We start from the raw sequence: 21,983 nt of genomic DNA on the forward strand, positions 1-21,983 counted from the left end.
GGCGGCGCGTTTCTTTTGGTTACTTTTCTTTTCGCGCGAAAAGAAAAGTGACGCCCATGAACAGTGAAGCGCCTTCAGCACGTGCCACGCGCCAAACGCCTCAGCCCTTCTGACTCACCGCCACGCTACCCAGAATCAACGCACCGGCAATCAGCATCTGCAGCGTCACCGGCTCATCCAGGAACAACCACGCAAACGCCGCACCGAACAACGGAATCAGGTAGGTCACCGTCGACGCCCGCGACGGGCCGATACGACCGATCAGGCGATAGAACATCAGGAACGCCAGCCCGGTACAGGCCACGCCCAATGCGATCGCCGCGCCCCAGGCCTTCAACGGAATCGCCGCCTGCGGCCAGTGGCTGACCGCCATCGGCAGCATCCACAGCGAGGCGCACGACAGCGTTGCCGCCGCGGCGGCGGCCGACGGCAACCCGGTCATGTGCCGCTTCACCAGGTTCACGCCCAGGCCGTACAGCAGCGATGCCGCCGCACCGGCCAGCACTGCGGTGCCGATGCTCAGGCCGGAGACCTTGGCCGTGGCCAGCACCACCACGCCGGCGAAGCCGACCAGCAGCGCCCCGGCACGACGCATGCCGATCTTCTCGCCGAAGAACACGAACGCGATCAGCGCAGCGAACAGCACCGTCATCGCATTGCAGATCGCACCGATCGCGGCCGGCGCCTGCTCGGCGGCATAGGCAAACAGCACGAACGGCAGCGCTGAGTTGATCAGGCCGATCGGTGCCAACCACAGCCAGCGCCGCGGCGGGAACTGCGCGCGGGCGCGCCACAGGAACGGCAGCAGCACCAGCGCGCCCAGCACCAGCCGTACCTCGACCAGCGCGAATGGGCCGAACGACGGCACCGCCACCCGCATGAACAGGAACGAGCAGCCCCAGATGGCGCCCAGCAGGGTCAATTCCAGCGGCGTGCGCCAGTCGCGCTCGGCCGCCTGTGGGATCGCATTCATGTCCTGCCTCCGTCCATCGTCTGTTCCTCGCCAAGGCAGATAGGATCAGGCGCAGACGCCCGCCGCACAAGCGCGTAGTATCGCTGTCAGCCACAAATATGGTTTGAGGCTCGACATGCTGCTCCGTCCTTCCCTGCTCCCCGCACTGGCCGTGTTCGCGGTCGCCGCACGCCACCAGAATTTCGCCCAGGCCGCGCAGGAGCTGCACCTGACCGCCAGCGCGGTCAGTCACCACGTGCGCCGCCTGGAAGAAGTACTTGAAGTTCGCCTGTTCCTGCGCCACGCCCGCGGCGTGCGCCTGACCGCCGAGGGTCGGCAGCTGGCCGACGCCGCCAGCGCCGCCTTCACCGATGTCGCGGCGGTGGCCCATCACCTGCAACCGGATGCCGACAGCGTGCCGCTGCGGATCACCACGCTGCGCTCGCTCTCGTACTGCTGGCTGCTGCCGCGACTGCCACGCTTCACCCAGGCCTATCCACACATCCGCATCGAGCTGCACACCGGCAGCGGGCTGGATCGCTACGACGACAACGGACCGGAAGTCGGCATCCGCTACGGGCTGGGCCAATGGCTGGGCCTGCGTGCGCAGCACCTGATGGATGACTACCTGTTCCCGGTGGCCTCACCGGCACTGGCCGGGGTCGAAACGCTGGTCGATCCGGCGCGCATCGCCGAGCTGCCGCTGCTGACCGACCTGTCGCCGCAGGGCTGGCGCGACTGGTTCCGCCACGCCGGCGCGCGTCCGCCGTCGCCGATGCCGCCGATGCACACCTTCGCCGACAGCACCGACGCGATGCGTGCAGCGGTGTATGGCATGGGCGCGGTGCTGGCGCGCACCCACATCGCCCAGCCCTACCTGCAGCGCTACGAGGTGGTACGCCTGCCCGGCCCGGCATTGAAGGCGCGCTATGCCTATCACGTGGTGCACGCAGAAGGGCAACCGCCGAGCCCGGCCGCGCGCCTGTTCATCGACTGGTTGCTGGAACAGGCGCAGGACGAGCGCACGCCGATTCCGGCATTGCCGGACAGCCTGCTCGGGCGGCCGGCAACGCACGCCTGACTGCGCCCTCACCCGTTCTTTGCCTCACGCTGGCTAGGCTGCTGGCGAACCCACAACGTACCTATGCCATGGCCATGCTGCGACTGCGCATCACCGGAACCGAAGACGACGCCCGCGCCATCAGCGACCTGCTGCTCGGCCTGGACGGCATCGAACATGTCGAAGAAACCGACGACCTGATGCCGCACATGGACGACGACGATTCCAGTTCGGCCGGGCTGTCCGATGACATCGGCCCGGGCATCCACGAGCTGGAAGTGGAAGTCGGCAATGAAAGCACCGCGCAGAAGGTGCGCGATGCGGTGCAGGAACTGGCGCTGGAACTCGATGTGTTCGTCGAGTACGAGACCGACGAGGGCTGATGCCGGCTGACGGCCGGCATCGGCCTTCATCTCAGGGGTTGGGCGGTAGCTTGCGACGGCGGCGACGCCACCATGCCCGCACACCCCAGGCCGCGATCAAGGCCAGCACCGCCACCGGCAGCAGCGCGGCAGCAGCGCGGATCAGGAACGCAATGCTGGTGCTGAGGATGCTGCCCGACTCGCTCAGCGCCTCGCCGATCTCACTGCGGCTGCGCTGGCCAGAGGTGGTGTCGAAGTGGATCGCCACCAGCTGGGTATCGATGCGCCGACGCTGCTGCGCGGCGTCCTTGTTGGCCTGCTCGACACCCGCCTCGATCTCCGACAGGCGCGTGGTGATCGCCATCAGGTCTTCGACCTTCAGGTCCTTGCGGTCCTGGTAGGACAGCAGGCGGGCGTGCTCCTTTTCAAGCCGCGCCTTGGTCAATGCCGTGTCGGCCACCGCCTGCGCGAGATCCTCGGCGCGCGTATTGCGGGACTGCAGCTTGCCGCCTTCACCAGCCATCGCGATCAGCGGCTCGGTGCCCTTCGGGGCGATGCGCACCTTCACTTCACCGCTGGGCTGCTCGCCGCCGTGCTGCTCGACCTGCAACACTGCACAGTCACCGAACTTCGCGCTCTGGCAGGCCTGAGCGATCTGCTGGATGCGCGGTGCGATCTGCGCCGCTTCCAGCTGCACCTGCACGTCGTGTTCGTAGGCCAGGAAGGCGCCTTCCGGCGAAGCGATGGCCGCCTCCGCGGCCGTGGCGCCCGCATCCCCCACCATGTCGCCCTGCTTGGCGCAGGCGCCCAGCGCCAGCAGCAGTACCGGCAGCGCCGCCCTGCGCGTCCACGCTCGCACCGGCCTCACAGTGCCGCTCCGTCGTAGGAGGTCACCGAAAGGCCCGCCAGATCGACCTGCGGCACGCAGCGCACGTTCACCGCCACCATCGGTGTGCCGGTACGCGGATCGACCGCTTCGCTGTAGGGAGCGATACCGCATTCGCGGCAGTGGTGGTGGTCGATGTGGGCCTTGTTGAAGTGGTAGGTGGCCACGTCAGCCGGATCGGTGGCCAGCTGGAACGCCGCACGCGGAGCGAACCACAGCAGGCTGCCGCGACGCCGGCACATCGAACAGTTGCAGTCGATGACGTCGCTGATCGGCGCCTCGGCCTGTACGGTGAATGCGATCCTGCCGCAATGACAGCTTCCTTGGTATTCCATGTCCTGCGCTCCTTTGGAGGGTCCTTGAATCCGCCCATGGTAATCCTATGGCACGGGGACAAAGCAGCGACGGGGCCCTATGCTCAGGGTTTGACCCCGTACAGGAATGCCGATGCGCCCGCATCTTCTTGCCCTCGCCCTGGTCGCCGCGCTGGCCGGTTGCCAGCCGGCCGACGCCCCGACCAATGCTTCCACCCCGGCCGCCAGCCAGCAGGCCGGTGACGCGGCGGTCGACGCCGCCTTCGCCGATCTGTCCAAGCGCGCGCTGGACACCTGGATGCAGCTGTCGCCAGTCAGCGCCACCCAGATCGGTGACCACCGCTACGACAGCGAGCTGGACGACCTGAGTGCCGCCGGCCAGCAGAAGACCGTGGCCGCCTACAAGGCGCTGCTGGGCGAGCTGGACAAGATCGAGGTGGCCAAGCTGGGCCGTGAGAACCAGGTGGACGCAGCGATCCTGCGCAACCAGCTGCAGTCGGAAATCTGGAACGCCGAAGTGCTGCAGTCCGGCAAGTGGGACCCGCAACTGTACAACGGCATCGCCGGCAGCGCGATCTACGGCCTGATGGCGCGCGAGTTCGCACCGCTGCCGGAGCGCCTGAAGGCGGCCACCGCGCGCATGGAGAAGCTGCCGGCGATCTTCGCCCAGGCCCGCGAGAACCTGGACCCGGCCCGCGTGCCGAAGATCCACGCCGAGACCGTTGCCAAGCAGAACAAGGGCATCCTCAGCATCGTCGATACCTTCATCACCCCGCACATCGGCGAACTGCCGCAGGCCGACCAGCAGCGTCTGCAAGCGGCCATCGACGGCCTGAAGAAGGCCGTGGACGAGCAGCAGACCTGGCTGGACAAGACCCTGGTACCGAACGCCAAGGGCGACTTCCGCATCGGTGCGGAGAAATACGACCAGAAGCTGAAATTCGCGCTGAGCTCCTCGCTGTCGCGCCAGGAGATCGGTGAGCGTGCGCGCGCCGAACTCAAGCGCGTGCGCGAGGACATGTACGGCATCGCGCAGACCGTGCTGAAGGACAAGCCGGGTGCACCTGAGATGCCGGCCCAGCCGACCGACGAGCAGCAGCAGAAGGCGATCGAGGCCGCGCTGGAACTGGCCTACGCCGACAAGCCGGCACGCGACAAGGTGGTCGACGATGCCAAGGCCGCGCTGGAGCAGTCCACCGCGTTCGTACGCGAGCACGATCTGATGACGCTGCCCGATGCGCCGGTGGACATCATCCTGATGCCGGAATTCCAGCGTGGCGTGGCCGTGGCCTACTGCGATTCGCCGGGCCCGCTGGACAAGAACCTGAAGACCTTCTACGCCGTGTCGCCGATTCCGGACGACTGGAACGAGAAACAGGTCGACTCGTTCCTGCGTGAGTACAACTCGCGCATGATCCACCTGCTCAGCATCCATGAAGGTACTCCGGGCCATTACCTGGAAGGCTGGCACTCGGCCAAGTTCCCCTCGACCCTGCGTGCGGTGTTGCGTTCAGGCCTGTTCGCCGAAGGCTGGGCGGTCTACACCGAGCGCATGATGCAGGAGCAGGGTTACCTCAACAACGATCCGCTGTTCCACCTGGTGCAGCTGAAGTTCTACCTGCGCACCATCTCCAACGCGATCCTCGACCAGGGCGTGCACGTGGACAACTGGGATCGCGAAAAGGCGATGCACCTGATGACCCACGACGCGTTCCAGCAGGAAAGCGAAGCGGCCGGCAAGTGGGTGCGCGCGCAGCTGACGTCGGCACAGCTGCCGACCTACTTCGTCGGTGCGCAGGAACACTTCGACACCCGCAAGGCAGTGCAGGAGAAGCTGGGCGACAAGTTCAACCTGAAGGCGTACCACGACCAGGTGCTGTCCTACGGCGCACCGCCGGTGCGTTTCGCCCGCCAGCTGATGCTGGACCAGCCGATCGAGTGATCGCGCAGGTGTGAGTTGAACGAGAGCGGCCCGGGCAAACCCGGGCCGTTCCGTTTGCACAGGATCGCCACGCCATCGCCGCATCACATGCCGGCAACGGAGCCAGGCGCATCGTTCGCCGGGTTCCCCCTTCCACCGGCATCCATGTCTCTCCCTCTGCTCCGCCTTGCACTGCTGCCCGCACTGCTGGCCAGCGCCTGTGCCTTTGCTGCGTGCCCTGCGCCACCCGCTGGCCAGCCCGACATCCGTGCCCTGGGCTACTACACCGACAAGGCCGGCTCGGTGATCGACCCGGCACTGCACCAGCAGAACAAGGATGCCACCGCGCCGCTGGACCGCTATGCCGCCGACGTGGCGCACATGAGCGACGACTATCTGCGCAGCGGTGACCCGGCAGCGGCGCAGTGCACGTTGAACTGGCTGGGTGCGTGGGCCGACGAGGGCGCCATGCTCGGGCAGATGATCCGGGTCAACAACGATCAGTCGTTCTACATGCGGCAGTGGATGCTCGATGCGGTGGCCATGGCCTACCTGAAAGTGCATGACCAGGCCGACCCGCAGCAGCGCGCGCGCATCGATCCGTGGCTGCAGCAGCTGGCAAGGGCCAACCTGGCCTACTGGGACAACCCGAAACGGCGCCGTAACAATCACTACTACTGGGGCGGCCTGGGCGTGCTGGCCACCGGCCTGGTCACCGATGACCAGACCCTTTGGCAGGCTGGTCATGCAGCCTTCCAGAAGGGCATCGATGACATCCAGGACGATGGCAGCCTGCCGCTGGAAATGGCGCGCGGGCAACGTGCCCTGCACTACCACGACTACGCGCTGACGCCGCTGGTGATGATGGCGGAGCTGGCGCGGCTGCGCGGTCAGGACTGGTACGCCAGACGCGATCACGCCATCGACCGCCTGGCGCGTCGCGTCATCGAAGGCAGCAAGGACCCAGCGTGGTTCAACCAGCAGACCGGTGTTGCACAACTGCCCCTGCAGGCCAGCGGATGGGGCGAGTTCTACCGGTTGCGCTCACCCGATGGCGGCCTGTTCGATGCCGCGCATGCACGCGGACCGTTCCATTCGCCGCGGTTGGGCGGTGACCTTACCCTGATGGCCACGCACGGCATCGTGCGCACGCCCCTGCGCTGGTGACGCGCCTCAGCGGGCTGCCGGTTGCAGCAGACGCTGGAATTCCGCGATGGTGCAGCCCTGCGCCGCGCAGCCCGGCACCCGCAACGCGACATGGCCCGGCGGCTGCGCCTCGGTCAGCGGCTGTGCGCCACGCAACTGTGCGGTGGTCGGGTAGACGTAGGCCAGGCGAAACCGCTCGCCACCCGTCTGGCGGTCACGCCAGCGCTCGAACTGCAGCAGGCCACCGATCGGCGTCTTCTCGTACTGGCCCGGCAACGTGTAGTCGGTGATGCCCAGCGCCGCCAGCACGGAACCGATGTTGGAGTCATGGCCGACCAGCAGGGTCACCTTCGGTGACGCCGGATCAGCGAACAACGCATTGACGTGGGTCAGTAGCGGTCCGGCGACATCCTGCGCCACCTCGGCGGTGCCGAACAGGATGTCCTGGTAGAGGTTGCGGATCTGCGCCAGCGCCTGCCATTGGGCCCGGGTGTTCAATCTCCCCCAACCGTCGCGGCGCATGCCACTGCCCTGGTAATGCTCCATCAACAGGGCATCAACCAGCCCGCTGGCCAGTGCCAGTGAACCGGCGGCGCGAGGCTCCTTGCCCGGCTCCGCACTGAAGGAGGTATCGGCCGGCACCAGATGACAGTCGCTGCGCCCCGCACAGGCCGCCGACTGCGGGTAACGGGTGATTTCCTCCACCACGGAAAGTGCCGGGGCCAGATCCGCTGCCGCCAGCGCGTTCTGCATTGCCGCCAGCGCGCGGGCGCGGAAGGCAGGGTCATCGTTATGGATCACCGGATCAAACAGTGGATCCATCGTCCCCAGCGGCGTGCGCTGTTCGACCGCAGCAGGGCAGCCCGGGAAGGCGCCAGCAACGAAGAACTGCGCGGTGGCCTGGGTGCGCTGCAGGCTGTTGGCATGGGCGTGGAAGTCAACCGGCTGCGGGCAACCCGACGCCGGCAACAATTGCGCCTGGCGCAGCCACTGGCCGATGTAGCGCCCCATGTAGACCTCCAGTACGCCGCCCTTGGTGGTCAGCTCGCCCGGTGCCACGTCCCAGCGTTGCCAGGTTTCAGGGGTCGCTTTGGCGAGTGCGCCGGACGCCACCACCGGTGCGCGCAGGTTGTGGCGGCTGAGCAGGATGACCTGCTGCAGTTGCTCGTCGGCAACGGGTGCGGCCATCGCGGTCGCAGTGCTCACGGCCAGCGCGATCAGCAGAAACAGCAAGCATAGGGCGCGGATCATGCAGGTCTCCAGAAGCACGCCGGGGTCGGAGCCTTTTCCGAAGGAAAGGGCTCCGACCCCGGAAGTACTCATTGATCGGCCGCCACGAAACCACCGGTCTGCCGCGCCCACAGGCGCGCGTACAGGCCACCGGCCGCAATCAGTTCGGCATGGCTGCCGGTCTCGACGATGCGGCCCTGGTCCATCACCACCAGCCGGTCCATGCGCGCGATGGTCGAGAGCCGGTGCGCGATCGCGATCACCGTCTTGCCGCCCATCAGCTCATCCAGGCTGTCCTGGATCGCCGCTTCCACTTCCGAGTCCAGCGCCGAGGTCGCTTCGTCCAGCACCAGGATCGGCGCGTCCTTCAGCAGCACGCGGGCAATGGCGATGCGCTGGCGCTGGCCACCGGACAGCTTCACGCCGCGCTCGCCGACGTGCGCGTCGTAGCCACGACGCCCCTGCCCGTCCACCAGCGTATCGATGAAGGCTTCGGCACGCGCCTTGGCTACGGCAGCACGCAGCTGCTCCTCGGTCGCATCGGGGCGGCCATACAGCAGGTTGTCGCGGATCGAGCGATGCAGCAGCGAGGTGTCCTGGGTGACCACGCCGATCTGCTGGCGCAGGCTTTCCTGGGTGACGTAGGCGATGTCCTGGCCGTCGATCAGGATGCGGCCGCTCTCCAGGTCGTACAGGCGCAGCAGCACGTTCACCAGGGTCGACTTGCCGGCACCGGAAGGACCGACCAGGCCGATCTTCTCGCCCGGCCTCACCACCAGGTCGAGGCCGGCGATCACGCCGCCCTTCTTGCCGTAATGGAAGTGGATGTCCTGGAAGTGCACGCCACCGCAGGTCACCTGCAGCGGCACCGCGTCCCCGCGGTCCTGCACGGTCAGCGGCTGGGCGATGGTGGTGATGCCATCCTGCACCGTGCCGATGTCCTCGAAGATGCCGTTGATGGTCCACATGATCCAGCCGGACATGTTGTGGATGCGGATCACCAGGCCGGTCGCCAGCGTGATCGCGCCCACGGTGATATGGCCGCCATTCCACAGCCACAGCGCGAGCCCACAGGTGCCGGCAATCAGGAAACCGTTGACGATGGCGATGGTCAGGTCCATGCCGGTGGTTACCCGGGTCTGCGCGCGGTGCTTGACCGCCAGTTCCTGGATCGACTCGGCCACGTAGGCCTGTTCGCGCCCGCCATGGGCGAACAGTTTCAGCGTGGGAATGTTGGTGTAGCCATCGACGATGCGGCCCATCGCCTTGGAGCGCGCTTCGGACGCAATCCAGGCCCGTTCCTTCGCGCGCGGCACGAAGTAGACCATGATCACCGCGTAGGCCAGCAGCCACAGGACCAGCGGCACCATCAACCGCCAGTCCGCCTGCGCGAACAGGTACAGCGCCGTGCCGGTATAGACCACGATGTACCAGAGCGAATCGACCATCTGTACCGCCGACTCGCGCAGCGAGGTACCGGTCTGCATCACCCTGTTGGCGACGCTGCCGGCGAAGTCGTTCTGGAAGAAGCTCAGGCTCTGCCGTACCACGTAGTTGTGCATCAGCCAGCGCGAGCGGTTGCTCAGGCCGGGCACGATCGCCTGGTTGACCAGCAGGTTGTGCAGGCCCACCAGGATCGGCCGCGCGATGACCGTGATGAATAGCATCCAGCCCAGTTCATTGGCATGGCGCTTGAAGAAATCGGCACCGGGCTGCTCGGCGACCATGTCGACGATACGGCCCAGGTAGTCGAACATGGCCACTTCCACCAGCGCCAGCAGCAGGCCGGCAATCAGGGTCGCCAGCAGCACCGGCCAGACCGGGCGCAGGTAGTGCAGGTAGAACGGCAGCACCTTGCGCGGTGGCATGCGCCCATCCACGGGCGGGAAAACCGGGATCAGGGATTCAAACCAACGGAACATCGCATTCCCTCGCCATCAATAGCCGGCGGAGTATCCCACGCCGGATGTGTACGCCGGCCGACGATGCCGCGGCGCCGGTAGTGCCGGCCGCTGGCCGGCACGACCCTCATTCTTTGACCGGGGTGAACAGCAGGTCCTGGAAATCGAAACTGAAATCGGTCAGGTCGGAAATCGGCTGCATGCGCACCTCGCGCACCTTGCCATCCGGGTCCAGGCTGAAGTTCACGAACGCATCGGCGTTGAGCGAACGGTCGTCCCAACGCACGATGAAGGTGTCGTGCTGCCAGTGCTCCAGCCGCCCGCTCAGCTGCGCGGTCTTCGCAAAGCGCAGGCGCAGGCCCTTGCCTTCGGCGCTGATCTGCATGTCGCCATACCAGCGGTCATGGAAGCTGCCGGTGTAGCCGGCCAGCGCCAGCGATGGCCTGCTGCCCTTGTCGCGTGCGCTCTGGTGCTTGGCCCAGGCCTCGTCGGCCTTGTCCTGGCCCTTGGCCACGGCCTTGGCATAGGCGTCCACCCAATCGTGCTTTTCTCCGCCCAGGTAAGCGTCAAGCACGCTCAGGGTGATCGCATTGAACGCCGCGCCCACTTCCTGGTTGGTCAGCACCACCACGCCCAGCTTCTCGCCGGGCACCAGGGTCAACCGCGAGACCATGCCCGGCCAGCCACCGGTGTGCCAGACCAGCTTCTGCCCGCGGTAGTCGCTCAGGCTCCAGCCTTCGCCATAGCCGGCGAAGTTGGCCCGCGCCGGTGCCAGCTCCGGCACGCTCGGCGCCGGGATCGACTGCGGGGTGATCATCCGCCACATCTGCTGCTGGCTCTTCTCACTGAACAGCACCGTGCCATCGGCGAGCTTGCCTCCGGCCAGCTGCACCTGCATCCAGCGCGCCATGTCGTGCGCGCTGGAATAGATGCCACCGGCGCCGGCATTGTTCGACCAGGTCAGCGGTGCAACGGTGCGCAGGTCCTTGAAATCGTACTTGGCGTGGCCGACCGCCGCCTTGTCACCTGGCTTCAGGTGGTCGGCGTTGTAGCGCGTGCCGGCCATCCCCACCTTGTCGAAGATGCGCGTCTGCAGGAACTGCTGGTAGCTCATGCCGGACACGCGCTCGATCACCTGTTGGGCGACCGCGTACAGGATATTGTCGTAGGCATAGCTTTCGCGGAAGCCGCCCTTCAGCGGCACCCTGCCCAGTCGCTCCACCACTTCGGCGTTGCTGTAGGAGGTAGCCGGCCAGAACAGCAGGTCACCGGCGCCCAGGCTCAGCCCGCTGCGATGCGACAGCAGGTCGCGGATCGTCATCTGCCCGGTCACGAACGGATCGGACATGCGGAACGACGGCAGGTGATCGATCACCTTGTCATCCATCTTCAGCTTGCCGTCCTCGGCCAGCAGGTTCAGCGAGGTGGCGGTGAACGCCTTGGTATTGGAAGCGATGGCAAACAGGGTGTCGGCCTGCACCGGTTCCGGCTTGCCCTGCTCGCGCACGCCCCAGCCACGTTCCAGCACCACCTGGCCATCCTTGACTACGGCCACGGCGATGCCGGGCACGTCGAACTGCGTGCGCACGCGCTCGACGGTCGCATCCAGGTCCTGCAGCTGCTGCGGGGTCGCCGCATTGGCCATGGTCGTGCACGCCAGCAGCACGGCTCCTCCGATCCAGGTTTTCATCCAGCACCATCTCCGAACAGGGGTCGCGGCCATGTGCAGGCCGTCACCGGGGTTTCGCAGGATGGTAACGGTCGCCGATGCACCCTGCCCCGTGCCATAGGAGGGGGTGTCATGGGCGGAAACGGCCAATCAAGCAACGGCTCCACCATCATTCCGTGCCTGCGCTACCGCGACGCGCTGGCCGCCATCGACTGGCTGCAGCGGGCCTTCGGCTTCCATGCCCAGGCCGTGTATGCCGATGGCGATACGGTTTTCCATGCCCAGCTCACCTTCGGCAACGGCATGATCATGCTCGGTTCGGCCAACAACCAGAGCGCGTGGAGCGAACACGCGGTTCTGCCCGGAGAAGTCGGCGGCCGCCAGACCCAGAGTGCCTGCGTGATCGTCACCGATGTCGATGCGCACTATGCGCGGGCCAAGGCGGCTGGAGCGCGCATCGTCATCGACATTGCCGACCAGGACTACGGTGGCCGCGGCTACGCCTGTGCCGATCCTGAAGGCTACCTGTGGTGGTTCGGCAGCTACGACCCCTGGCGCGAGGACCACAGCCAGTGACCGCTGCTGGCCGGATGGCGATCCGCTGCGGTATCGGCGGCTGGGTGTTTCCCGAGTGGCGCGGCGGCATGTTCTATCCGGTGGGACTGCCGCAGCGCGAGGAACTGGCCCATGCCAGCCGCGCCCTGCGCTGCATCGAGATCAACGGCACCTTCTACCGCACGCCCACTGCGGCCCAGTGCGCGCAGTGGGCCGCGCAGACGCCGGAAGGCTTCCGTTTCTCGATGAAGGCGCCACGCTACCTGGTGCAGCGCCGCGACCTGTCCAGCACCGTGGAAGCGGCCACGCCGTTCCTGCAGGCGGCACTTGCACTCGGTGACCGGCTCGGCCCGCTGCTGTGGCAGTTCGATCCGCACCATCCGGCCGACGCCGATGCATTGGAAGCGCTGATGGCGCAGCTGCCGAAGCAGCTCGAGGGCGTGCCGTTGCAGCACGCTCTGGAAGTGCGCAACGCCGAAGCACATGGACCGGCACTGGTCGCCGCCGCGCGCCGCCACGGCGTGGCGCTGGTGATCGAGGACAGCGACGAGGCGCCATTGCATGGCGATGTCAGTGCGGGCTTCGTCTACGCGCGGATCAAGCGCAGCCAGGCCCGCTTGAACGAGGGCCTGCCTGCACCCGTGCAGCAGCGCTGGGCTGAACGCGCGCGACGCTGGTCACGCGGCGAGCCGGTGGACGACCTGCCCTGCCTGGCCGGGTCCGCCCCGGAAACCCCGCGCGAGGTCTACCTGCTGTGCATCGGTGCCGGCAAGGCCCGCAACCCGGCCGCAGCGATGGCCCTGCAGCGCCTCATCGACGGCGCCAGCGGTCCAGCCCCCACAGCAGGGTCCACCCCACCACGAACACGCCGGCAACGCGCAGCACGTTGAGCAGGAAGGCCGCCAGGCCCAGGCGTTGCAGTTCGAGGAATGGATACGGCGCCTGTCCGGTCATTGCAGCGACCAGCATCGCCCAGCCAAGGTAGACCAGCGGTACCAGCAGCACGCCGCCCAGCGCGCGCCAGCGCAGCGCCCCATGCGGCAGCAGCCACCACCACCCCAGCAGGTACAGCGCCGGCACAGCGTAGTGCAGGCCGGCATCGACCCACCATTGCAGCCCGGTGGGCTGCCACAGCCCCTGCAACGCCAGCACGTAGATGCACGCGGTCACCCCGATGCACAACGCGATCACCGCGGCGACAGTCGTGTCCAGCACACCCGCACGGATCAGCCTGACGCATCCCAGGCACACCGCCACGTTGCTGAGAATCGTGAAGTAACCAACGAAGCGCAGTGTCGCCATGCCGACCCCGGCAGCCGCCCCGGGGCCGCGTAGCAGCAACAGGTATTGCAGCAGCAACGCGGTGGCGGCCACCAGTGCAGTCAGTGCTGCCCATGCACGCAGGGCGGAGCGGTTGGCAGCCATTGCAGGGTTCCCCTGAGGAGTTTCCGCGAGCATGCCACAGGCGTCGCCGGCGACCGTACGATTGCCTCACAATAGGCCGATGAGCACACCCGACACCCGCAAAGCGCTGTGGCAGATCCATTTCTGTGTCCTGCTGTGGGGCATCACGGCCATCCTCGGCAAGCTGATCACCCTGCCCGCACTGCCGCTGGTGTGGTGGCGCATGCTGCTGGTGACGGCGATGCTGGCCCTGCTGCCGCGGGTCTGGCGCGGGTTGCGCACCCTGCCCCCGCGGCTGGTCGCCGGCTACGCCGGTATCGGCGCGCTGGTCGCCCTGCACTGGCTGACGTTCTACGGCGCGGTGAAGCTGGCCAATGCCTCGGTGGCTGCCACCTGCATCGCACTGGCACCGGTGTTCACCTCGATCATCGAGCCGTGGGTGGCCAAGCGGCCGTTCCAGCTGCGTGAGCTGGCGTTTGGCCTGGCGGTGCTGCCGGGTGTTGCGCTGGTGGTCGGTGGCGTGCCCGATGGCATGCGCCTGGGTGTGTTGATCGGCGCGATCTCGGCGCTGCTGGTGGCGGTGTTCGGTTCGCTCAACAAGCGCATGGTCAGCCATGCCGATCCGCTCACGGTCACCGCGCTGGAGCTGGGTGCCGGCACCCTCACACTGACCCTGCTGGCGCCGCTGATGCCCTATCTGCTGCCGGCGCTGGCCAGCCCGCTGTGGGTGGTCCCGAATCTGCACGACGGGATCCTGCTGCTGGTGCTGGCCGGGTTCTGCACGCTGCTGCCGTTCGCCCTGGCCCTGGTCGCGCTGCGCCACCTGAGTGCCTACACGGTGCAGCTGGTGACCAACCTGGAGCCGGTCTATGCGGTGGTACTGGCGGTGGTGCTGCTGCGCGAGCAGCACGAAGTCACCCCGTGGTTCTACCTGGGCGTGGCGATCATCGTCGGCGCGGTGTTCCTGCATCCGCTGCTGAACCGCCGCAAGCCGGTGCAGCATCCGGAAATCCTTGGCACGGCCGAAGCGCGCAACATCGCCGATTGAGTGCATCCACGCATGGCGTGGATGGCCGCATCAACGCTGCGGCCAATGCCAGGCCGGCGCATCCAGCAGGCCCTGCCCGCTCAACAGCGTGCGGCCCTGTTCCTTGTACAGATGCAGCGAATGGCACCCTGGCGCCTGTTCCAACGCCGCGATCAGCCGGCTGGCGTGCGACACCACCCATACCTGGCTGCGCGCACTGGCTGCGATGATGAGCCGCGCCAGCGCCGGCAGCAGGTCCGGGTGCAGGCTGGTCTCCGGTTCGTTGAGCACCATCAGCGGCGGTGGGCGTGGTGTGTGCAGCGCCGCCGCCAGCAGCAGGAAGCGCAGCGTGCCGTCGGAGAGCTCGGCCATCGACAATGGCCGCAGCAACCCGGGTTGGTGGAAGCGCAGCGCCAGGCGTCCATCCAGCTCCTCGAAACCGACCGTGGCGCCCGGGAACGCGTCGTCGACGCTGCGTGCCAACGCAACCGGGTCACCGACCTCGAGGATGGTCACCCAGGCCGCCGCCAGGTCCCGGCCATCGTGATGCAGCACCGGCGTGCGCGTGGCCATCGCCGGTTGCCGCGCCGGGGCATCGCCATCGCTGCGGAAATGGTCATAGAAGCGCCAGCAACGGATGTACTCACGCAGGGTGATCGTTTCGGGCATGCGCTGCGGATCGCCGACCTGGGTGAACAGGCTGTCGAACAGCGACAACCGGTCATCCACCAGATCCCAACCGCGCGCATGGCGCTGCCGCACCATCGCCCCGCGACGATCGACCAGCTGGTTGGCGCTGCGCAGGAACGGCCCCGCCCAGATCGCCTCGGCCTTGATCTGCGGGTCCAGCGCAAACGGCGAACGGCTCGGCGGCGGGTAGCCGAGATCGATGGCGTAGCCGAATTCGTCGGTCGTGAAGCCGAGCTTCAATCCCACCGATTCCTGGCGTGGGCCGCCCTGCAAGGGGATTTCGCCGGCAGCAACCCGACGGTCTATTTTTTCCGGGCCCGCCCACAGCGCCGAGCCCAGCCCACCTTCGCGGGCCAGCACCGCCGCGACGCCGCCCTGCGCGGTCTCGGCCAGCAGGCGCAGCGCGCGGTAGAGGCTGGACTTGCCACTGCCATTGTCGCCGGTCACCACATTCAACTGCTGCAGCGGCAATACCAAACCGTGCAGCGAGCGATAGTGGGCGATGGCCAGGGTCTGCAGCATGGTCGGCGTCCGGGAAGACAGAGCGTCATGCTGCCCGCTCTTGATCGCAGGCGCTGCGACGCGATGTGAATCGGGAAGAGCATCCACGCATGGCGTGGATCTACCGGGCGGGGCGCTTCAGCCCGCTACTTCCACCCGGTTGCGGCCATTGCCCTTGGCCCGGTACAGCGCCTTGTCGGCACGTGCCAGCGTGTCGTCCACGCTTTCACCGGGCTGGTGCTGGGCGATGCCGATACTGATCGTGACCGGGAAGCCCAGTGGCAGGTCGGCCACGGCCAGGCGCAGGAACTCGCACTGAAGTTCGGCGGTGCGCAGGTCGGTTGCGGGCATCACTGCCACGAACTCCTCGCCGCCATAGCGCGCCGCCATGCCACGGCCGGCAAAGTGCGACCGCAGCAGCGCGCCCAGTTCGGCCAGCACGCGGTCGCCGGTGGCGTGGCCCTGGAAGTCGTTGATGTGCTTGAAATGATCGATGTCCAGCAGCGCGACGCAGGCCTCAGCGGGCTGCTCCCCGGTCATCGCCACGGCCTCGTCCAGCGCCGCTGCCATCGCGCGGCGGTTCGGCAGGCCGGTCAGCGCATCAGTGCGGCTCTGCTCGGCCAGGTCGGCGTTCTGCGCCAGCAGCACGTCGTGGTACTCCGACAGCAGGCGCTCATAATCATCGCGTTCCAGCATGTGGTTCTGGATGTCGAGCGCGAAACGGCGCAACTCCATCACCAGCATCACCTGCCGCGACAGTGCGGCCAGCGCCTCGGCCTTGTCGCTGGCCAGGTGTTGCGGCTGTGCGTCGAACACGCACAGCGTACCCAGCGGCAAGCCGTCGGAGCTGATCAGCGGCGCGCCGGCATAGAAGCGGATGTGCGGATCGCCGACCACCACCGGATTGTCGTGGAAGCGCGCATCCTGCAGCGCATCCTCGACCACCATGATCTGCTGCGGCTGCAGGATGGCATGGCCACACATCGATTCGCTGCGCAGGTTTTCCGCCGCATCGATGCCCTGGATCGACTTGAACCATTGCCGTTCGACATCGATCAGGGTCACCGCCGCCATCGAGGTGCCGCAGACCGCCTTGGCGATCACCACCAGGTCGTCGAAGGATTTTTCACGCTCCGAATCGAGGATGCGGTAGCGGTACAGCGCCTCGAGCCGAAGGGCTTCGTTGGCGGGCTTGTCGGGCTTGATCATGCAACGTCACGTTCCGGCAGGTCACCGCGAAGTCTAGCGGAAGCCGGTGCGCAATCCGCATGGCGGTGGTGCCGACCGTCGGCCGGCATCCCGGATACACCGCGCGCCCATTGCAGCCGGCCAGCGGCCGGCACTACCAGTCCAGCTGCTTCGGCAGCAGGCCCTGCAGCTCCTGCTCGGTCAGGTTGCGCCACTGGCCCGGCTTCAGCGCCCCAATCTTGATGTTGTCGATGCGCACGCGGCGCAGCTGGGTCACGCGATAGCCGAACTCGGCGGCCATCAGGCGGATCTGCCGGTTCAGGCCCTGCTGCAGGGTGATGCGGAAACCGAACTTGGCGATGCGCGAAGTCTTGCATGGCAGCGTCATCTGGTCGTGGATGCGAACACCACGCGCCATGCCGCGCAGGAACTCATCGGTGACCGGCTTGTTCACCGCCACCAGGTATTCCTTCTGGTGGCCGTTCTCGGCCCGCAGGATCTGATTGACGATGTCGCCGTTGCTGGTCATCAGGATCAGGCCTTCGGACTCCTTGTCGAGGCGGCCGATCGGGAAGATGCGCTGTTCATGCCCGACGAAGTCGACGATGTTGCCCTTGACCGACGTCTCGGTCGTGCAGGTGACGCCGACCGGCTTGTTCAGCGCGATGTAGACGTGGCGGCGGGCGCCGGGCTTGCGGGCCACGCGCGCGCGCAGCGGCTGGCCGTCCACCAGCACCTGGTCTTCCTCGCCCACCACCGCGCCGGTGCCGGCCGGATGGCCGTTGACGGTGACCCGGCGGGCGGCGATCAGGCGATCGGCCTCGCGGCGGGAGCAGAAGCCGGTGTCGGCGATGTGTTTGTTGAGTCGGGTGGTCATCGCCCTATTATCCGGCATCGCCGCCCGCCGCGCTTCATGCCAGGCCGGGTGGATCGAGTTCTTCGCCGTCGAACACCCGGTTGCGGCCGGCACGCTTGGCCACGTACATGGCATGGTCGGCCCGGCGCAGCAGCGCGGCGAGATCGTCCTCGCCCGGCCGCCACTGCGCCAGGCCGATGCTGGCGGTGACCTCCAGGCCGGGCACCTGCAGCGCCCGGGCCGCCTCCGTAATGCGTTGGCGCAGGCGATCCAGGCGCGCCGACGCCGCCTCGCGGGGCATGCCCGGCATCAGCAGCAGGAACTCTTCGCCGCCCATCCGCACTACCTGGTCCTGGCTGCGTACCGCGGCACGCAATGCACGCGCCACCGCCACCAGCACCAGGTCACCCACGGCGTGGCCATGGCGGTCATTGATCTCCTTGAACAGGTCGATATCGAGGAAGCCGATCACCAGCGGGCCACGCTCGCGGTCAACCCGCTCCAGGTGGCGGGCCAACTGCTGCAGGCCGGCACGGCGGTTGGGCAGGCCGGTCAGGCCATCGGTCTCGGCCAGCTGGCGCAGTTCATCGCGCTGCTGGCGCAGGCGGCCCAGCCGCTGGTTCAGTGCGTAGGCGGCCATCATCAGCAGCCAGGTCACCGCCAGCTGCAGGGCCTCCACGCGGTATTCCAGCAACCACGCCGCGCGGCAGGCGTCGGCCAGGATCAACACCAGCATCGGCGCCAGCGCCGCCAGCCCCGCCTGCGCCCAGCGGTCACCGCGCAGCCGTGCCCACACCCCGGCCATCAACGCCAGGCCACAGCCCAGCAGATAGGACACCTGCAGGCCCTGCGCCACCCAGGCCAGGCTGTCCCATGGCAGCCAGGGCACCAGTGCAGCCAACACCAGCAATCCCCAAAGCGCCACCAGCTGGAACGGACGCGAACGCGGCAACAGGCGATCACCGCCATTCAGCCGCCACAGCGCCGGCAGCACCAAGGCCTGCGTGGCCGCAGTCAACACCAGCAGCCACCAGGCACCGCGCTCGCCCACCGGCAACCAGGGTTCCGGATAGCCGCTGAGGCCACCGAGGATGGCCTGCCAAAGCACCAGCACGGTGGTACCGGCGATGTAGACCAGGAAACTGCGGTCGCGGGTGGTGAGGAAGGCCATCAGTGCCGACAACGCCAGTGCGATCGCCACGGCGATGCAGGCCGCGCGCACCAGCAGGCGGGCGGTATCGTTCTGCTGCACGGGACTGGGCGCGCCCAGCCGAAGGGTGGGTACCCAACGCGCCTTCAACGGCGTCTGCCACGACACCAGGAATGGATCGTGACTGCCCGCTGGCGGCACCGCCACCAGCCCGATGCCTGCGCGGAAGCGTGAGTCTCGGGTACGGGCATCGTGCATGTTGCCGCAGATCTCGCGATCGCCATACTGCACGCGGACTTCGCCAGCGAACACATTGAACACGTCCAGGGCCTGCGGTTGCCCCGACCAGCCGCCCGGCGGCGCAGGCACCTGCACCTGCTGCCGGCGACCGGCCAGCATGTCCGGCGTGCATGCGCGATGTGGAGTGGGTTCATCGGTGGCTGCGCCGACCAGCAGGTAATCGCGGCCGGCTTCGACGGCAGCGGCCCACAGTGGCCACGGCGTGGCCAACCACACCAACAGCACGACCAGCACCGCCCCTGTTCCGTACTGCCACTGCCTGCCGCCCACGCCACGTCCTGTTCCTGCTTACGCCCGCGCCCACTGCGCGTCGCCCCTGGCGGGCATTATCGCAGCCGCGGCTGCAACGCATGTGTAGACCAAAGTCGCCGACGGCGTTCAACCTGCGGCAGGCGGGCCCTGCACCGCCACCAGGCGCACCGGCCGCAGGTCGGCCAGGGTCATCCGTTCCAGTGGCTGCGGTCGCTCGACCGCATAGCCCTGCAGGCCCTGCACCCCAAGCCGGGTCAGCGCGGCGGCGACTTCGGCGGTCTCTACCCATTCGGCCACCACCTCCATCTGCAGCTCGCGCCCCAGTTCACTGATCGCGCGCACGGTGGCGTGGCTGACCGGATCGGTATCCATGTCGCGCACGAAGGCCCCGTCGATCTTCAGGATGTCGGCCGGCAGCTGGCGCAGGTAGCCGAACGAGGACAGCCCGGAGCCGAAATCGTCCAGCGCCATCCGGCAGCCGCGCGCCTTCACCGCATCGATGAACGCGCGCGCCTGGCTGAGGTTGCTGATCGCTGCGGTCTCGGTGATCTCGAAGCACAGCTTGGAGGCCAGCGCGCGATTGCGCTCCAGCAGGTCGCAGACGAAGGCGAGGAAGCCGGGTTCGGCGATCGACTGCGCCGACACGTTGACGTTGCACAGTCCCAGCTGCCGCACATGCGCCGGGCACACCTGCAGGTGCCGGAACAGCAGGCCGAGCACGTGCCGGTCCAGCGCCACGGCCATGCCATAGCGCTCCACCGCCGGCATGAACTGGCCCGGCAGGTGCAGGCTGCCATCGCTGCCGCGCATGCGTACCAGCACCTCGTAGTGCAGGTAGGTGGGATCGCCGACGCGGGCGATGCGCTGCGCATACAGCACCATGCGGTTCTCGGCCATGGCCAGGCTGACGCCCTGCAGCCGCTCGGCTTCCCGGCGCCGTTCCTCCAGCGCCATGCGGTTCTCGTTGAAGCAGTGCACGCGGTTGCGCCCGGCCTGCTTGGCCGCATAGCAGGCACTGTCGGCGGCGCTCATCAACCAGTTCACATCCGGTGCATCGGCGCTGACCTCGACCACGCCGATGCTGCAGCTCAACTGCGGGCTGCCCTCGCTCACCGGGAACGTCGCCTGCCCCAGATTGCGGATCACGCGCTGCAGCACGCGCTTGGCCTCGTCCTGCCCGGCATGGGCGAGGAACACCGCGAACTCGTCCGCACCCAGCCGGCCCACCCAGTCACCATCGCGCACCGCCGCCACCAGGTAATCGGCGAAGCTGCGCAGCATCTGGTCGCCGGCGGCATGGCCGAAGCTGTCATTGACCAGCTTGAAATGGTCCAGGTTGATGTAGCACAGCGCGTGCGTACCACCTTCGCTGCGCACCTGCAGCAGCGCGCGTTCGAGCAGGCGTTCGATCTCGCGCCGGTTGATCAGGCCGGTCAGCGGGTCATGGCTGGCGTGGTGCTCGATCTCGCGCGCCAGTGCATGGTTCTGGCTGACGTCTTCGATGATCGCGAACACCGACAGGCCACCGCCGGCGCTGCGCACACCGGTGCCGCTCCAGCGGCCCCAGACCAGGCTGCCATCACGACGGCGGAAGCGCAGTTCGCTCGGGCGCAGCTGGCGGTCCCAATCGATGCGCCCCACCCCATCAATGACCAGCTCGCCGTCCATCAGCAGGTCAGCCAGCGACAGCTGCAGCAGCATGTCACGACGATGGTCGAGGATGTCGGCCATCGCCTGGTTGGCCTCGATCACCTTGCCTTCGGTATCGAGCTTGAGCATGCCGACGTTGGCCTGGTAGAACGCTGCGCGGAAGCGGCTCTCGTGTTCGGTCAGGTCCTTGCCGACGCGGCGCGCCAGGGCCACCGCCATCAGGCTGATCGCCAGCACCGACAGGCCCGCGACCATCAACGTGGCCAGCCTCACCAGCGTCGCCATCCGCAGCAGCGCCTGCGAGAACGCCTGGCTCTGCACCTTCATCCGCTGGTCCAGATCGCGCAGCTGCTGCAGGTAGTGGTCACGCATGGCTGCCACTACGGGGCCACCCTCGTGCCGCCGCTGCAACTCATCGACCAGGCGCTGCAGCGCCATCAGGTCCCCGTCGGTCTGCCGCCATAACGCGGTCGCTTCGCGGAAGGCACCGATATCCCGCGCGTAGCGGAACGAAAACACCAGGCGCGGAATGTCGGCGTGCGCGTTGCCCCCCTGCAGGAAGCCCTGCCGGGCCTTCTCTTCGTCAGGCTCCGCCTGTTCCAGCGCCAACCGCGCCTGCAGATCGCCCAACGGCACCTGCAGGGCCTGGCGTGCATCGTCCAGGTCCTGGACATCACCGCGCGCCAGGTAGCGACTGAGCGCGGCGGTCGCATCCTGCTGACCGCGCGACCAGTATCCCTGGCCGGCGATCCAGGCGGTGGAGGCCGCCTGCAGTTCCTGGATCAACGCCGACAGTGCGACCAGTCCGATCGCCATGCCGGTCAACAACGCAAATCGCAGTCCCAGCCCCCGGGTCATCGGCACCCGCCGGCTGTGTTGGTCCGTGCCACTCCTACCCATCCCGGATCCCCCCGAATGTGCTGCGGTGACAACCTCCTTTGGAACCGGGCCAGCCTATGACCGGCAATG

At 67.5% G+C, this 21,983-nt stretch carries 19 protein-coding genes; 7 read left to right on the forward strand and 12 right to left on the reverse strand.

Annotated features, from left to right (window positions below; translation table 11 throughout):
• Positions 1-100: 100 nt before the first annotated feature.
• Positions 101-973, reverse strand: a complete 873-nt coding sequence (locus tag AC10QF_RS01315; RefSeq protein ID WP_494541595.1) for a DMT family transporter — start codon at positions 971-973, stop codon at positions 101-103.
• Positions 974-1,088: 115 nt separating this feature from the next.
• Here AC10QF_RS01315 and AC10QF_RS01320 point away from each other — a divergent pair, with 115 nt between their 5' ends.
• Together AC10QF_RS01320 and AC10QF_RS01325 are read left to right on the forward strand one after the other, a co-directional pair.
• Positions 1,089-2,033, forward strand: coding sequence for a LysR substrate-binding domain-containing protein (locus tag AC10QF_RS01320; protein WP_494541596.1), 945 nt, complete (start codon positions 1,089-1,091; stop codon positions 2,031-2,033).
• 68 nt (positions 2,034-2,101) lie between these two features.
• Positions 2,102-2,395, forward strand: a complete 294-nt coding sequence (locus AC10QF_RS01325; protein ID WP_005415831.1) for a hypothetical protein — start codon at positions 2,102-2,104, stop codon at positions 2,393-2,395.
• 31 nt (positions 2,396-2,426) lie between these two features.
• Here AC10QF_RS01325 and AC10QF_RS01330 read toward each other — a convergent pair whose 3' ends face one another.
• Both AC10QF_RS01330 and AC10QF_RS01335 read right to left on the reverse strand, forming a co-directional pair.
• Positions 2,427-3,242 (reverse strand): DUF4349 domain-containing protein, encoded by an 816-nt coding sequence (locus AC10QF_RS01330; protein WP_005415830.1) that lies wholly within the window; start codon positions 3,240-3,242, stop codon positions 2,427-2,429.
• A complete protein-coding gene (locus tag AC10QF_RS01335; protein WP_072166825.1) occupies positions 3,239-3,595 on the reverse strand; it encodes a GFA family protein in 357 nt (118 codons plus the stop codon). Before AC10QF_RS01335 ends, AC10QF_RS01330 begins: the two co-directional genes overlap by 4 nt.
• A gap of 112 nt (positions 3,596-3,707) precedes the next feature.
• On the opposite strand from AC10QF_RS01335, the gene AC10QF_RS01340 reads away from it, so the two are divergent.
• Positions 3,708-5,516, forward strand: coding sequence for a DUF885 domain-containing protein (locus tag AC10QF_RS01340; RefSeq protein WP_053497065.1), 1,809 nt, complete (start codon positions 3,708-3,710; stop codon positions 5,514-5,516).
• A 144-nt stretch (positions 5,517-5,660) separates the two neighbouring features.
• Positions 5,661-6,662 (forward strand): polysaccharide lyase, encoded by a 1,002-nt coding sequence (locus tag AC10QF_RS01345; RefSeq protein ID WP_494541597.1) that lies wholly within the window; start codon positions 5,661-5,663, stop codon positions 6,660-6,662.
• Positions 6,663-6,668: 6 nt separating this feature from the next.
• Here the strand turns inward: AC10QF_RS01345 and agp are convergent, their stop codons facing one another.
• The 3 genes from agp to AC10QF_RS01360 all read right to left on the reverse strand — a co-directional run bounded on the left by agp (position 6,669) and on the right by AC10QF_RS01360 (position 11,462).
• A complete protein-coding gene (agp, locus tag AC10QF_RS01350) occupies positions 6,669-7,892 on the reverse strand; it encodes a bifunctional glucose-1-phosphatase/inositol phosphatase (protein ID WP_494541598.1) in 1,224 nt (407 codons plus the stop codon).
• A gap of 68 nt (positions 7,893-7,960) precedes the next feature.
• Entirely contained in the window at positions 7,961-9,793 is a 1,833-nt protein-coding gene (gene smrA, locus AC10QF_RS01355) for a multidrug efflux ABC transporter SmrA (RefSeq protein ID WP_494541599.1), read from the reverse strand.
• Positions 9,794-9,899: 106 nt separating this feature from the next.
• Positions 9,900-11,462, reverse strand: coding sequence for a serine hydrolase (locus AC10QF_RS01360; RefSeq protein WP_329846422.1), 1,563 nt, complete (start codon positions 11,460-11,462; stop codon positions 9,900-9,902).
• A gap of 111 nt (positions 11,463-11,573) precedes the next feature.
• Here AC10QF_RS01360 and AC10QF_RS01365 point away from each other — a divergent pair, with 111 nt between their 5' ends.
• Both AC10QF_RS01365 and AC10QF_RS01370 read left to right on the forward strand, forming a co-directional pair.
• A complete protein-coding gene (locus AC10QF_RS01365) occupies positions 11,574-12,017 on the forward strand; it encodes a VOC family protein (RefSeq protein ID WP_005415823.1) in 444 nt (147 codons plus the stop codon).
• Positions 12,014-12,886, forward strand: a complete 873-nt coding sequence (locus AC10QF_RS01370) for a DUF72 domain-containing protein (protein ID WP_069138007.1) — start codon at positions 12,014-12,016, stop codon at positions 12,884-12,886. The genes AC10QF_RS01365 and AC10QF_RS01370 overlap by 4 nt, the downstream gene beginning before the upstream one ends.
• Here the strand turns inward: AC10QF_RS01370 and AC10QF_RS01375 are convergent.
• Entirely contained in the window at positions 12,807-13,421 is a 615-nt protein-coding gene (locus AC10QF_RS01375; RefSeq protein ID WP_111176273.1) for a Pr6Pr family membrane protein, read from the reverse strand. The two genes, AC10QF_RS01370 and AC10QF_RS01375, sit on opposite strands and share 80 nt — an antisense overlap.
• Before the next feature lie 79 nt (positions 13,422-13,500).
• On the opposite strand from AC10QF_RS01375, the gene AC10QF_RS01380 reads away from it, so the two are divergent.
• Positions 13,501-14,448: a DMT family transporter gene (locus tag AC10QF_RS01380; RefSeq protein ID WP_005415820.1), complete on the forward strand. Its 948-nt coding sequence runs from the start codon at positions 13,501-13,503 to the stop codon at positions 14,446-14,448.
• A gap of 30 nt (positions 14,449-14,478) precedes the next feature.
• Here AC10QF_RS01380 and AC10QF_RS01385 read toward each other — a convergent pair whose 3' ends face one another.
• The 5 genes from AC10QF_RS01385 to AC10QF_RS01405 all read right to left on the reverse strand — a co-directional run bounded on the left by AC10QF_RS01385 (position 14,479) and on the right by AC10QF_RS01405 (position 21,914).
• The gene (locus tag AC10QF_RS01385; protein ID WP_494541600.1) at positions 14,479-15,639 is read right to left on the reverse strand and encodes an AAA family ATPase; all 1,161 of its coding nucleotides are present in this window, start codon (positions 15,637-15,639) and stop codon (positions 14,479-14,481) included.
• 117 nt (positions 15,640-15,756) lie between these two features.
• Positions 15,757-16,827, reverse strand: coding sequence for a GGDEF domain-containing protein (locus AC10QF_RS01390; RefSeq protein WP_111176279.1), 1,071 nt, complete (start codon positions 16,825-16,827; stop codon positions 15,757-15,759).
• Positions 16,828-16,960: 133 nt separating this feature from the next.
• Positions 16,961-17,683, reverse strand: a complete 723-nt coding sequence (locus tag AC10QF_RS01395; RefSeq protein WP_005408708.1) for a pseudouridine synthase — start codon at positions 17,681-17,683, stop codon at positions 16,961-16,963.
• A gap of 34 nt (positions 17,684-17,717) precedes the next feature.
• Positions 17,718-19,382: a sensor domain-containing diguanylate cyclase gene (locus AC10QF_RS01400; protein ID WP_494541601.1), complete on the reverse strand. Its 1,665-nt coding sequence runs from the start codon at positions 19,380-19,382 to the stop codon at positions 17,718-17,720.
• A gap of 108 nt (positions 19,383-19,490) precedes the next feature.
• Positions 19,491-21,914 (reverse strand): putative bifunctional diguanylate cyclase/phosphodiesterase, encoded by a 2,424-nt coding sequence (locus AC10QF_RS01405; protein ID WP_111176283.1) that lies wholly within the window; start codon positions 21,912-21,914, stop codon positions 19,491-19,493.
• Between the last annotated feature and the right edge of the window lie 69 nt (positions 21,915-21,983).

This window comes from Stenotrophomonas maltophilia complex sp. Om-AH-Sm3 (assembly GCF_059337855.1).